General features: G+C 75.9%; 13 protein-coding genes. 5 read left to right on the top strand and 8 right to left on the bottom strand.

Features of this window, described 5'->3' with window-relative positions:
* Window positions 1–1022: hypothetical protein (locus ACFW1I_RS01590; RefSeq protein WP_384665037.1), on the top strand; the 1022-nt coding region annotated here is incomplete at its 5' end.
* On the opposite strand, the gene ACFW1I_RS01595 is transcribed toward ACFW1I_RS01590, so the two are convergent.
* Genes ACFW1I_RS01595 through ACFW1I_RS01605 form a run of 3 tightly spaced genes read right to left on the bottom strand, consistent with a single transcriptional unit; the run spans window position 984 to window position 3894 of the window.
* Entirely contained in the window at window positions 984–1814 is an 831-nt protein-coding gene (locus tag ACFW1I_RS01595; RefSeq protein ID WP_384665039.1) for an ABC transporter ATP-binding protein, read from the bottom strand. The genes ACFW1I_RS01590 and ACFW1I_RS01595 overlap by 39 nt on opposite strands.
* Window positions 1811–2893: a FecCD family ABC transporter permease gene (locus ACFW1I_RS01600; protein ID WP_384665041.1), complete on the bottom strand. Its 1083-nt coding sequence runs from the start codon at window positions 2891–2893 to the stop codon at window positions 1811–1813. Before ACFW1I_RS01600 ends, ACFW1I_RS01595 begins: the two co-directional genes overlap by 4 nt.
* Window positions 2890–3894, bottom strand: coding sequence for a FecCD family ABC transporter permease (locus tag ACFW1I_RS01605; RefSeq protein WP_384665043.1), 1005 nt, complete (start codon window positions 3892–3894; stop codon window positions 2890–2892). Before ACFW1I_RS01605 ends, ACFW1I_RS01600 begins: the two co-directional genes overlap by 4 nt.
* 80 nt (window positions 3895–3974) lie before the next feature.
* Between ACFW1I_RS01605 and ACFW1I_RS01610 the strand changes: the two genes are divergently transcribed.
* Complete coding sequence (locus ACFW1I_RS01610; RefSeq protein ID WP_384665045.1) at window positions 3975–4610, top strand: HAD family hydrolase; 636 nt, start codon at window positions 3975–3977, stop codon at window positions 4608–4610.
* Here ACFW1I_RS01610 and ACFW1I_RS01615 read toward each other — a convergent pair.
* The gene (locus ACFW1I_RS01615; protein WP_384665047.1) at window positions 4607–4873 is read right to left on the bottom strand and encodes a hypothetical protein; all 267 of its coding nucleotides are present in this window, start codon (window positions 4871–4873) and stop codon (window positions 4607–4609) included. The genes ACFW1I_RS01610 and ACFW1I_RS01615 overlap by 4 nt on opposite strands.
* A gap of 142 nt (window positions 4874–5015) precedes the next feature.
* Between ACFW1I_RS01615 and ACFW1I_RS01620 the strand changes: the two genes are divergently transcribed.
* Complete coding sequence (locus tag ACFW1I_RS01620) at window positions 5016–5399, top strand: cold-shock protein (protein WP_359530043.1); 384 nt, start codon at window positions 5016–5018, stop codon at window positions 5397–5399.
* Between the two features lie 9 nt (window positions 5400–5408).
* Here ACFW1I_RS01620 and ACFW1I_RS01625 read toward each other — a convergent pair whose 3' ends face one another.
* From ACFW1I_RS01625 to ACFW1I_RS01640, 4 genes are all read right to left on the bottom strand, one after another.
* Window positions 5409–6260 carry a 1,4-dihydroxy-6-naphthoate synthase gene (locus ACFW1I_RS01625; protein WP_384665049.1) on the bottom strand — a complete coding sequence of 284 codons (852 nt, stop codon included), beginning with the start codon at window positions 6258–6260 and terminating at the stop codon, window positions 5409–5411.
* Window positions 6251–7003 (bottom strand): futalosine hydrolase, encoded by a 753-nt coding sequence (locus ACFW1I_RS01630; RefSeq protein ID WP_384665051.1) that lies wholly within the window; start codon window positions 7001–7003, stop codon window positions 6251–6253. The genes ACFW1I_RS01625 and ACFW1I_RS01630 overlap by 10 nt, the downstream gene beginning before the upstream one ends.
* A 7-nt stretch (window positions 7004–7010) precedes the next feature.
* Window positions 7011–7493, bottom strand: coding sequence for a DUF2771 domain-containing protein (locus ACFW1I_RS01635; RefSeq protein WP_384665053.1), 483 nt, complete (start codon window positions 7491–7493; stop codon window positions 7011–7013).
* 103 nt (window positions 7494–7596) lie between these two features.
* Window positions 7597–8973 carry an MFS transporter gene (locus tag ACFW1I_RS01640; protein WP_384665055.1) on the bottom strand — a complete coding sequence of 459 codons (1377 nt, stop codon included), beginning with the start codon at window positions 8971–8973 and terminating at the stop codon, window positions 7597–7599.
* A 392-nt stretch (window positions 8974–9365) separates the two neighbouring features.
* Between ACFW1I_RS01640 and ACFW1I_RS01645 the strand changes: the two genes are divergently transcribed.
* A complete protein-coding gene (locus ACFW1I_RS01645; protein WP_384665057.1) occupies window positions 9366–10301 on the top strand; it encodes a DUF3027 domain-containing protein in 936 nt (311 codons plus the stop codon).
* Window positions 10302–10428: 127 nt separating this feature from the next.
* The coding region (locus ACFW1I_RS01650; protein ID WP_384665059.1) for a sacsin N-terminal ATP-binding-like domain-containing protein at window positions 10429–12954 on the top strand (2526 nt) is incomplete at its 3' end.

A 12954-nucleotide genomic window follows, 5' to 3' on the forward strand; every position in this document is an offset into this window, starting at 1 on the left:
TCCACTCCCTGCGCGTGGTCGGCGACCTGCCCCACCCGCGGCAGCACCCGCCGGGCGACCGCAGCGCCCTCCCCGCGGGCCTCCGCGACGAGCTCGACCGCCGCCGCGCCACGTACGGCGAGGAGTCCCCGTCCGCCGTCCGGGGCATCCTCGGCGACCTGGGCACGCCGGACGAGGTCGTGACGCGGGCGAAGGACGGCGACGGCGGGAGCGGGAGGAGTACGCCCCCGGCCCCGGCCGGCCGCCCGACCCCGACCCCGAACAACCCCCCGGCCCCGGCCCCGACGCGGCCCGCCGCCCGCACCCGGCCCCCGGCTCAGATCCCCGCCCCGAAGCGCGGCGCCTGGTGGTCCGGCACCGGCACCCCGCCCCCACCGGACGGGAAGCCCGCGCCCGCCCCGGCCTCGGCCCCCGCCCCCGTCCCCCACCCCCGCGGCTGGTGGCACGGCGAGTCGGCCGAGCCCGGCGGCGACCTGGACCCGATGGTGCCGGGCTTCGTCGGCGGCGTGGAGGCGCCGGAGCTCTTCCGCCCGCCGGAGCCCGAGGCGCCGGAGGAGGACGAGCCAGAGGAGGCGCCGGCCCCGGCGGGCCGCGCCCGCCGCCTGGCGCGTCTGCTGCGCCGGCGCCGCCCCGGGCCGGAGGCGGCGGAGGAGGAGCCGGAGGAGGAGGCCGAGGCCCCGGCCCGCCGGGGTGTCGCCCACCCCTTCCTGCTGCTCGCCGCGCTGCTGCTGATCGCGGGCGCGGCGTTCGGCTGGCTGCTCGCCCTCGCCGGCGGCTGGCTCATCGCGTACGGCTCCCGGCGGCTGACCCCGGCCCAGGTCAAGACGGCCGTCCTGGTCCTTCCGGGCCTCGCCGCGGCGGGCTCCGCCGCCTGGCTGTGGGGCCGGCGGACCGGCCGCTGGGGCGACCCGCTCCCGCCGGAGGCCCTGGGCGCGGCCCTCGCCGACACCTGGCCCTGGACCCTGCGGGCGGCCGCCGTCCTGTCAGCCCTCTACCTGCTCCGCCGCGCCCGCCGCGGCTGAGTCCCGGTCCTCCCAGGGCGCGCCCGGGACGACGAGCGGGGAGCCGGTCACCGGGTCGGGGACGACGACCGCCGGGAGGCCGAAGACGTCCCGGACCATGGCGTCGGTGACGACCTCGGCCGGCGGGCCCTGGGCGACGACCCGCCCGGCCTTCATCGCGATGAGGTGGTCCGCGTATCGCGCGGCCTGGTTGAGGTCGTGGAGGACGAGGACCACCGTCCGCCCGCGCGAGCGGTTGAGGCGGCGCACCAGGTCGAGGACCTCGACCTGGTGCGCGATGTCGAGGTAGGTCGTGGGCTCGTCGAGGAGGAGCAGGTCGGTCTCCTGGGCGAGGGCCATGGCGATCCAGACGCGCTGCCGCTGCCCGCCGGAGAGTTCGTCGACGGACCGGTCGGCGAGGGCGGTCACGTCGGTGCGGGCCATGGCCTCCGTGACGGCCCGCTCGTCCTCCTCGGACCACTGCTTCCACCACGCCTGGTGCGGCTGCCGGCCGCGCGCGACGAGGTCCGCGACGGTGATGGCCTCGGGCGCGACGGGCGTCTGCGGCAGCAGGCCGATGGAGCGGGCGATCGCCTTGGTGGGGAGCTTCGCCAGCTCCTCCCCGTCGAGCAGCACCGCGCCGCGCACCGGCTTGAGGAGCCGGCCGAGCGCCCGCAGGGTGGTCGACTTGCCGCAGGCGTTGGGGCCGACGATGACGGTCACCTTGCCGTCGGGGACCGCGAGGTCGAGGTCCTCGACGACGACCCGGTTCTCGTAGGCGAGGGTCAGCCCGCGGGCCGTCAGTCTGCTCATGCCTTCTCTCCCGTGCGGCTCCGGACGATGAGCCAGATCAGATACGGGGCGCCGACCGCCGCCGTGAGGACACCCACCGGCAGTTCCACCGGGGAGAACAGCCGCCGCCCGACGAGGTCGGCGGCGGTGACGATCAGCGCGCCGGTCAGCGCCGAGCAGAACAGCGGGATCTGCGCGGTGCGCGTCACCCGGCGGGCGATCTGCGGGGCGAGCAGCGCGACGAAGTCGACGGGCCCGGCGACCCCGGTCGCGACGGAGGCGAGGACGACGCCGACCGCGACGAGCCCCAGCCGGACCCGCCCGAGGCGGACGCCGAGCGCGGTCGCGGTGGCGTCGTCGAGGGAGACGGTCCGCTGCGCGCGGGCGGCCCACAGCACGGCAGGCAGCATGATCAGCAGCGTCCAGCGGACGGGTGCGGACTCCTCCCAGCCGCGCCCGTTGAGCGAGCCGGTCATCCAGATCTGCGCCTGCTGGGCGACCAGGAAGTCGCCCTTGGTCATGAAGAGGGTGATGAGGGACCGGAGCGCGATGGCGAAGCCGATGCCGATGAGGACGAAGCGGGTGGCGTGCAGTCCGCCGCGCCAGGCGAAGACGTAGACGAGCGCGGCGGCGAGGACGCCGCCGGCGATCGACAGGTACGGCAGCACCGCGTACGAGGCCAGGCCGAAGGTCATCGCGCCGACGGTGAGCGCGCCGGCGCCCTGGCTGATGCCGATGATGTCGGGCGAGGCGAGCGGGTTGCGGGCGACGGTCTGGATGAGCGCGCCGGCGATGCCGAAGGCGGCGCCGACGGCGAGCGCGGTGACGAGCCGCGGCACGCGCAGCTCCTCGACGACGAACGCGGCGGGGGAGTCGCCGCCGGTGAGGACGGTCAGGACCTCGCCGGGCGGGACGGTCTTCTCGCCGGCGCAGAGGTACGCGACGGAGACCGCGGCGAGCAGCAGGACCAGCACCGTGGCGGCGAGCACCGACCGCCGGTGGACCAGGAAGGAGGCGGGTCCGGTGCGGACGAGCCCGTATCCGGCGGGCCGGGTCCCGGGGGCTTTCACGAGGCGCACGGGGGTTTTCGCGAGGCTCACGCGGGCACCGCCTTCCGCCGGACCAGGGTCACCAGGAACGGCACGCCGATCAGGGCGGTCATGACGCCGGCGGGGACCTCGCCGGGCGGGAGGACGATCCGGCCGACGACATCGGCGACCAGCACCATCACGGGTCCGATCAGCGCGGCCATCGGCAGCACCCACCGGTGGTCGGAGCCGACGACGGCCCGGGCGATGTGGGGGACGGCGAGGCCGACGAAGGCGATGGGCCCGGCGGCGGCGACGGCCGCGCCGGTGAGGACGGTCGCGCCGAGGCCGCCGACGATCCGGACGGTGGCGACCTTCTGCCCGAGCCCCTTGGCGACGTCCTCGCCGAGGGCGAGCGCGTCGAGGCCGCGGGCGACGGACAGCACGAGGACGGCGCCGAGCAGCAGGAACGGCCAGATCTGCCCGATGGTGGCGGCGTCCCGTCCGTCCAGGGAGCCGGTCTGCCAGAACCGGAACTCGTCGAGCGCGGCGGCCTTCGTGGTGAGGACGCCGGTCGTCACGGACAGCAGCAGCGCGTTGATCGCCGCGCCGCCGAGGGCCAGCTTCACGGGGGTGGCGCCGCCGCGGCCGCTGGAGGCGATCGCGTAGACGGCGACCGAGGCGAGCGCGGCGCCGGCGAAGGCGAACCACACGTACCCGGAGAGGCTGTGCACGCCGAGGAAGGCGATGGCGAGGACGACGGCGACCGCGGAGCCCTGGCTGATGCCGAGGATGCCGGGGTCGGCGATGGGGTTGCGGGTGATGCCCTGGAGGGCGGTGCCGGCGAGCGCGAGGGCGGCGCCGACCATCAGCCCGATGACGGTGCGGGGGACCCGGAGCTCCCGCACGACCTCGGCGTCGTCGCCGCCGGCCCCGTGCAGGAGCGCGTCGAGGACGGTGCCGGGGGCGATCGGCCGGGCGCCGACGGCGAGGCTGAGGAGGACGGCGAGGAGCAGGGCGACGACGGCCGCCGAGGTCGCGAGGACCCGTCTGGAACGGAAAGCGGCTGTCATGTGCACCCATCGGGCGAGAAGGCGGTTCGGTAAGGCTTGGCTCAGTCTAAGCAGCCGCCGAATTCGAACACCCGGGCACAATGTCACCCATGACGACGAACGCTCCCGCAGGCCCGCTCACGGTCGGATTCGACCTCGACCTGACCCTCCTCGACACCCGCCCCGGCATCCGGCTGACCTGGGAGACCTTCGGCGCGCAGTACGGCCTCGACGTCGACGCCGACCTCGTCGTCAGCCGGCTCGGCCCGCCGCTGGAGCAGGAGATGGCCCACTGGGTGCCCGCCGACCAGGTCACCGAGATGGTCGCCCGCTACCGCGTCCTCTACGGCATCCACGCCTTCGGGCCGACCGTCCCCATGCCGGGCGCCCGCGACGCCCTCGACGCCGTACGGGAGGCCGGCGGCCGGACCGTCGTCGTCACCGCCAAGAACGGGCCGCACGCCGAGCAGCACTTCGCCCACCTCGGCATCGAGCCGGACGCGATCGTCGGCGGCCTGTTCGCCGAGGGCAAGGCGGAGGCGCTGCGCGCCCACGGCGCCTCGGTGTACGTCGGCGACCACACCGGCGACGTGCGCGGCGCGAAGGCCGCCGGCGCCCTGTCGGTGGCCGTGGCGACCGGCCCGTGCAGCCCCGAGGAGCTCCGCGAGGCGGGCGCCGACGTGGTCCTGAAGGACCTGACGGACTTCCGCGCCTGGTGGAAGACGTACCGCGGCTAAGCGGCCCGCCGCCCCTGCCGCGCCTGCCGCCGCTGCGCCGCGACCGAGCGGAGCACCCCGGCGGCGGCGAGCGCGAAACCGACGCCCATCAGCATCGACACCAGGTAGGCGACGGTCGGGAAGGGAGAGGTCCCGAGGAAGAGCGGGGCCACGGTGACCAGCGTCGCGACCGCGCCGACCGCGAAGACGACGACCCCCGCCTTGACGAGTCCGTCGCCCGGCGCGGAATCGTCCACCGGTCCTGTAGGGGTTTCACTGCTCATCCGGCCAGGGTAGTTCCCTGGGCGGAGCAACACTTCGGCGGCGTCTTGTCACGGGCCCCCGGAGCATTAGCCTTGGTGCCGGCGGGCCTGTCGACCCGCTGTTTCTTTTACCCCGACGAGTCAACGAGGACGAGGGACAGACGTGCCTACCGGCAAGGTCAAATGGTTCAACAGCGAGAAGGGCTTCGGCTTCCTCTCCCGCGACGACGGCGGTGACGTCTTCGTGCACTCGTCGGTGCTCCCTGCCGGGGTCGACGCACTGAAGCCGGGCCAGCGGGTGGAGTTCGGGGTCGTCGCCGGTCAGCGGGGTGACCAGGCGCTCTCGGTGACGGTTCTCGACCCGACCCCGTCGGTGGCGGCGGCGCAGCGCCGCAAGCCCGACGAACTGGCGTCGATCGTGCAGGACCTGACGACCGTCCTGGAGAACATCACGCCGATGCTGGAGCGCGGCCGGTACCCCGACAAGGCGGCCGGCAAGAAGATCGCGGGCCTGCTGCGGGCGGTCGCCGACCAGCTCGACGTCTGAGGGCGCCCGTCACGGGAAGGACAGCGCGTCCGGGCCGAGGGGCGGCACCAGTCCCTCGGCCGCGGCCCGGGTGAGCAGCCCCCGGACCGCCGCGTAACCGGCCTCGCCGAGGTCGGCGGTGAACTCGTTCACGTACAGCCCGATGTGCTGGTCGGCGACCTTCGGGTCCATCTCCTGCGCGTGCTCCATGACGTACGGCCGCGAGACGGCCGGATCGTCCCACGCCATCCGCACCGAGCTCCGGGCGGAGTCGGCGAGCAGCCGCAGCGTCTCCGCGCCGAGCGAGCGGCGGGCGACGATCGCGCCGAGCGGGATCGGCAGACCGGTGGTGGACTCCCAGTGCTCGCCCATGTCGGCCAGGCGGTGCAGCCCGTACGACGTGTAGGTGAAGCGGGCCTCGTGGATGACGAGCCCCGCGTCGACCTTGCCGTCCCGGACGGCCGGCATGATCTCGTGGAACGGCATCACGACGACCTCGCCGACCCCTCCGGGCACGGTCTCGGCCGCCCACAGCCGGAAGAGCAGATAGGCGGTCGAGCGCTCGCTCGGCACCGCGACCGTCTTCCCGGCGAGGTCCGCGCCGGTCCCGGCGTCCCTGGTCAGCACGAGCGGCCCGCAGCCCCGGCCGAGGGCGCCGCCGCAGGGCAGCAGCGCGTACTCGTCGAGGATCCACGGCAGGACCGCGTACGAGACCTTCAGGACGTCGTGGGAGTCGGTGCCGCTCTCCGCCCAGCCGTTGGTGACGTCGATGTCGGCGAAGGTGACGTCCAGGTGCGGGGCGCCGGGGACGCGGCCGTGGGCCCAGGCGTCGAAGACGAAGGTGTCGTTCGGGCAGGGCGAGTAGGCGATCTTCAGCTGCACGGCCGGGCCTCCGACAGGGTCGATTCGAGTGCGGTCACGGCGTGCCGCAGGGCGTCCAGGGCGTCGCCGATCCGCCAGGCGGCCCGGTCGCGGGGCCCGACGGCGTTCGACACGGCCCGCAGCTCCAGGACGGCGGTGCCGTGCGCGGCGGCGGCCTCGGCGACCCCGAAGCCCTCCATCGCCTCGGCGGCGGCCCCCGGGTGGCGGGCGGCGAGCTCGGCGGCGCGGGCGGCGCTGCCGGTGACGGTGGAGACCGTCAGGACGGCACCGGTGGTGTGCGGGAGCCCGGCGGCCGCGAGCGCGGCGGCGACGGGCCCGGTGAGCCCGGCGGGCACGGGATGGACGGAGCGGCCGAAGCCCAGGTCCTCGACGGGCACGAACCCGTCGGCGGTGTCGGCGCCCAGGTCGGCGGCGACGATCGCGTCGGAGACGACGAGCGAGCCGAGCGGCGCGCGGCCCGGGAGACCGCCGGCGATCCCGGCGGAGACGACGAGCCCGTACGGCTCGCCGGCGAGCGCGGCGCGGGTCAGCGCGGCCCCCGTCGCGGCGGCGACGGCGGCGGGCCCCACCCCGCCCACGAGGACGTCCACGGCCGGCGGGCCGTCCGCGTCCGCGTACCGGCGCAGCACGAGACCCCCCGGCACGGGAAGGTCCCCGCCCGGGTGGGCGGGCGTCGTGAGACCGCCGGCGACGGAGTCCGCCTCCGCCGCCACGGCCGTCACGATCAGGATCCGGCGGTGCACCGGAGGATCAGGATTCCTTCTTCAGCTTGAAGTGCCAGATGCCGGTGAGCGTCTTGCCAGTGTTCTCGACGATCGTCACCTGCGTCTCGTCAGGCGTCTCGCCGGTCTGCTGGGCGGAGAAGAACGCGCTGGCCGGGATGGTCCGGTACGTCTTCTTGTACGGCTCCGGCTCGGCCTGCTGGCCGCCCAGGAAGATGGTCCAGCCGTTGTCGGCGATCTCCGGGTCCACACCGAAGCGGATCTTGTCGTCCATGGCGACGGTGATCGACTTCTCGGCCTTCTTGTTGAGGCACTTCTGGACGTCGGACTCCTTGATGGGGTCGCCGTCGTTGTAGCAGGCGGCCTCGGAGTTGATCGATTCGGTCCCGACCGTGACGGTCGCGATCGGAGTCGGCTTATCGCAGGCGGTGAGGACGAGGAGCCCGGCGGAGACGGCCCCGAGGGCGACGGCGGCCCGGCGGCGCGAGCCGGAGAAGAACGCAACGGTCATGAGCCGAAGGCTATCGGGCCGCCGCGCCACTGCCACGCGGGGGTACGGCGTGCCGCGCACGGGCCGCCCGCAGGAGCCGGACCGGGGGCCCGTACGGGCCGGGTCAGGCCACCTTCGCCCGCTGCGGGCGGTCGGAGGTGCCCGGGCCGCGCGACGACAGCAGGCCCCGGACGGCGAGCAGCGCGCCGATCGCCAGGAAACCGGCCGCCGCCGCCATCCCCACCGTCCCGTTCAGCGGCATCGCGATGCCCAGCGCGCCGCCCGCCACCCACGCCATCTGGAGCGCCGTCTCGGACCGGGCGAACGCCGAGGTCCGCACCACCTCCGGCACGTCCCGCTGGATCAGCGCGTCCAGCGACAGCTTCGACAGGGCCTGCGTCAGCCCGGCGACCGCACCCAGCACCGCGACCATCACCCCGCCGAAGAAGACCGCCGCGCACACCGCCGCCGCCAGCACCGTCGTGATCATCGTGGCGATGATCACCTCCGGCCGGTGCCCCCGGCCCCGCAGCAGCGACCCCGCCGCCGTCCCGCACGCGTTCCCCACCCCCGCCGCCACGCCGACGATCCCCAGCGACACCGCCGCCGACTGCCCCGACAGCGGATGCTCGCGCAGCAGGAACGCCAGGAAGAAGATCAGGAACCCGGAGAGCATCCGCTGCGCCGCGTTCGCCTGCAGCCCGTGCAGCACCGCGGGACCCACCGTCCGCAGACTCGGCTTCTTCTCGCCGTGCGTCAGCAGGTGCGCCCGCCGCTCACCCTTCGCCGAGTCCACCTTGTGCGGCATCCGCACCGCCCAGTACGCGCCCAGCAGGAACAGCGCGCACGCCCCGTACAGCGGGCACCGCGGCCCGAGCAGCTGGAGCCCCGCCCCGACCGGCGCGGCGATGCCGGTCGCGAGCAGCCCGGCGAGCGTCACCCGCGAGTTCGCCTTCACCAGCGAGAAGCCCGGTGGCAGCAGCCGGGGCACCACGGCGCTCCGCACCACCCCGTACGCCTTCGACGCCACCAGCACCCCGAGCGCCGCCGGGTACAGCGCGAGCCCGCCCGTCACCACCAGCCCCGACATCACCACCGCGAGCACCGCCCGGGCGCCCATCGCCGCCGCCATCGCCGCCCGCCGCCCGTGCGGCAGCCGGTCGAGGAGCGGCCCGATGACCGGCGCGAGGAGGGTGAACGGGGCCATCGTGATGGCGAGGTAGAGCGCGACCCGGCCGCGGGCCTCGTCGGTCGGCACGGAGAAGAACACCGTCGACGCCAGCGCCACCGTGATCATCATGTCCCCGGCGCCGTTCACCGCGTGCAGCTCGATCAGCTTCCCGAGCCCGGACTCGCCGGCCCCGTGCGCGTGCGTCGCCCGCCGGATCCCCCTCGCCGTCCCCGTGAACGGCAGGTGCAGCGCACGTCCCACCGCCCGGCCCGCTCGGCGGAGCGGCCCGGGACGATCCTGGGCTCGACCGGAGGACCGTGCGGCTGCCACCACCTCATAGTGCCCCACCCGCGGCCCGCCCGAACCGAGCCCGCCGACCCACGGGGTGTCGGCCCCGTCCCCCGCCCGGGGGACACGCCGGGACGGGGGCGGATCGGCGTGCGCTCCCGGGCCCGATCCGGGTCACTTGGGGCGCGCAGGTGGGCCCAGGCCCGCGAACGGGGTAGCGTGCGTAGCGCGCCACCGGCGGTTCCTCTCGGCCGCGCGCCCCTTCGGCATCCCGCAGAATGGATGACGATAGGTGTGCCCGAGACGTGTGAGACCGGTCGGGTGCGGACGTCGATGCGGCCCTCAGGTCCGCTCCGCCCGCCCCGCTCCCGGAGCCTCGCTCCCGGACCTCGGCCGGCGCACCCGTGAGACGGCGTAGGAGAGAAGCGATACCAGTGAGTGCTGCGACGACGCGAGACCGTACCCCGCGTACCCCGCGAGCCAGCCGTACCCCGGCCCCGGACCGCCTCTGCGCCGAGGCCGTGGACCTCGCCCGGGAGGCGGCCGAGGAGGCCGCCGCCCCCGGCGTCGTCGGCGAGCACTCCGGCGTCGTCGCGGAGGGCGACCGGGTCGTCACGCACTTCTTCGAGTGCAAGGAGCCCGGCTACCGCGGCTGGCGCTGGGCCGTCACCGTCACCCGTGCCTCCCGCGCCAAGAACGTCACGCTTGACGAAACCGTCCTGCTGCCCGGCTCCGACGCCCTCCTCGCGCCCGAGTGGGTGCCGTGGAGCGAGCGGCTGCGCCCCGGCGACCTCGGCCCCGGCGACCTCCTCCCCACCGAGCAGGACGACCCGCGCCTGGAGCCCGGCTACACCGGCGAGGACGCCCCGCCGCCGAACTCCGCCGTCTCCTCCGACCTCGCGGACCACCTTGACGCGGAGGACGCGGAGGTCACCGACCGGACGCCGACGCGCGGCGCGATCGCCGCGGTCGCCGACGAGCTCGGCATGGGCCGGGCCCGCGTCCTGTCCCGGTACGGCCTCCGGATCGCCGCCGACCGCTGGGACGAGTCCTTCGGCCCCCGCACGCCGATGGCCCAGGCGGCGCCCGCCACCTGTCAGACCTGCGCCTTCCTCATCCCGCTGGCCGGCTCGCTGCGGCAGTCCTTCGGCCTGTGCGCCAACGAGCTGTCCCCGGCGGACGGGCGGGTCGTCTCCCTCGCGTACGGCTGCGGCGGGCACTCGGAGGCGGCGGTCATGCCGACGCCGCCGCGGCCCGCGGAGCCGGTCCTCGACTCGACGGCGGTCGACGCCTTCCCGCTCCACCCGCCGGCCGACTCCGGCTCGGTGACCCCCCCGGACCCCACCTCCGAGGACCTGGGCCACTCCTGACCCCCGTCGCGGGGCGCGCCGCCCACACGGTCCCTCCGGGCATCGGCGCGCCCCGCACCGAGGGGAGGCGGACCGGCGCGGTAACTTCGCCGCACCGAAGGACCCGCACTGCAGAGTGGAGTGAGACGTGAGCGTCACCGTCCGGACGACGACCGACGGAAGCGACCCCTTCGGCACCGCCCGACTCCGCAGAGGCGTCCTGGACGCCTGGGCCGCGTCCCCCGCCCGCTTCCGCGAGGACGCGAACGCCGAGGAGGACCTCGCCCTCGGCGGCTACCGCGACCGCCTCGTCGTCGAACTCGCCCAGAACGCCGCCGACGCCGCCGCCCGCGCCCGCACCACCGGCCGGCTGCGCCTCACCCTGCACCCGGCCGACGCGGACAGCCCCGCCGTGCTGGCCGCCGCCAACACCGGCGCCCCGCTGGACGCGGCCGGCGTCGAGTCGCTGTCGACGCTCCGCGCCTCCGCCAAGCGCACCGAGACCGACACGGCGACGGCCGTCGGCCGCTTCGGCGTCGGCTTCGCCGCCGTCCTCGCCGTCTCCGACGAGCCGGCCGTCCTGGGCCGGCACGGCGGCGTCCGCTGGTCCCTCGCGGAGGCCCGCGAACTCGCCGCGGACGTCGCCCGCCACAGCCCGGGCCTCGGCGACGAACTGCGCCGCAGGGACGGCCACGTACCCCTCCTGCGGCTGCCGCTGCCCGCCGAGGGCACCGCGCCCGACGGATACGACACCGTCGTCGTCCTCCCGCTCCGCGACGCCGCCGCGCACGGCCTCGCCGAACGGCTCCTCGCCACCGTCGACGACGCGCTGCTGCTCACTCTTCCGGGTCTCGCCGAGATCGTCGTGGAGACCCCGGACGGGGTACGCACCCTGACCCGCTCCGACGCCGACGGCTACGTCCGCATCGAGGACTCGGCCGCCGACGCCCCGCACCGCTGGCGGACCGTCACCCACACGGGTCCCCTCGACGCCGAACTCCTCAAGGACCGCCCGGTCGAGGAGCGGCTGCGCCCGCACTGGTCGGCGACCTGGGCCGTGCCGGTGGACGAGAACGGCGCCCCGCGCTACCCGCGCACCGCGCCCGTCGTGCACGCGCCGACGCCCACCGACGAACCGCTCGGCATCCCCGCCCTGTTGATCGCCTCCCTGCCGCTCGACCCCACCCGCCGGCACCCGGCGCCGGGGCCGCTGACGGACTTCCTGGTGCAGCGGGCCGCCGACGCGTACGCCGAACTCCTCGCCGACTGGCGGCCGGTGACAAGTGGAGCGCTCGACCTCGTGCCCGGCCCGCTCGGCAAGGGCCCCCTCGACGGGGCGCTGCGCGAGGCGATCCTGGACCGGCTGCCGCGCGTCGCGTTCCTCGCCCCGGCCGTCGCCTCCGAGGACGTGCCGGCGCTCCGCCCGATCGAGGCGGAGGTCGTCGAGGGCGCGGGCGCGGAGACGGTGGCGGTCCTCGCCGAGGTGTTCCCGGGGCTGCTCCCGGCGGGCCTGGAGCGCCGCCCCGAGCTGCGGACGCTCGGCGTGGGCCGGGTGCCGCTGACCGAGGCGATCGACCGGCTCGCGGGCGCGGAGCGGGCGCCGGGCTGGTGGTGGCGGCTCTACGACTCCCTCGCCGGCGTGGACCCGGACCGGCTCACCGGCCTGCCGGTGCCGCTGGACTCGGGCCGGACGGCGATCGGCCCCCGGCAGGTCCTGCTGCCGCAGGAGGGCACCCCGGCGGAGCTGACCCGCCTCGGCCTGAAGGTGGCCCACCCGGAGGCCGTGCACCCGCTCCTGGAGAAGCTGGGCGCCTTCCCGGCCACTCCCCGTGCCGTCCTGACGACCCCTCATGTCCGGGGCGCGGTCGCGGCCTCCGTCGAGGCGGACGAGTTCTGGAACCTGGACGATCCGGCGCTGGACCCGGACGAGCTGGTCGAGACCGTCCTCGGGCTCGTGCGGGACGCGGACCTGGAGCCCGGCGACGAACCGTGGCTGGCCGCGCTCGCCCTCCCCGACGAGGACGGCGAACTCACCCCCGCGGGTGAACTCGTGCTGCCGGGGTCGGCGTTCGACGCCGTCATGCGCGAGGGCGAACTCGCCCACGTCGACGCGGAACTGGCCGCCCGCTGGGGCGAGGGCCCGCTCGCCGCCTGCGGCGTCCTCGCGAACTTCGCGCTCGTCCGCGCCGCCGACCTCGTCCTCGACCCGGACGATCTGGAGCCCCGCGAGGGCGACTTCCCGGAGCCGGACGACGCGGGCCTCCTGGACGCGGTCGACGTCTGGTGCGAGGACGTCCTCGACCGGCTGCCGGAGGCCGTGGTGCCGCCGGTGGCGACGGAGATCGTGGCGGTGCGGGACCTGGACCTCGTCGACGACGACGCCTGGCCGCGGGCGCTGGCCCTGCTCGCGCAGCCGCCGCTGCGGGACGCCCTGATCCAGCCCGTCCGGGTCCTCCTCCCGGACGGCACGACCGAGACGGTCCGCCCGTACACGGCCTGGTGGCTGCGCGACCACCCGGTCCTCGGCGGCCGCCGTCCCGCCGGCCGGCGCGCGGCCCGCGGGGGCCCCCGCCCCCGGCCCAGCCCCCCCGCGGGAGCCGGCCCCCACCCACCCCCCCCCCACCCCACGCGGCCGCGCCCCGGGGGCCCCCCCCCGCGAGGGGGGGCGCGCGCC

Origin of the sequence: Streptomyces sp. NPDC058955 (assembly GCF_042741435.1) — a bacterium.
GTDB lineage: Bacteria > Actinomycetota > Actinomycetes > Streptomycetales > Streptomycetaceae > Streptomyces.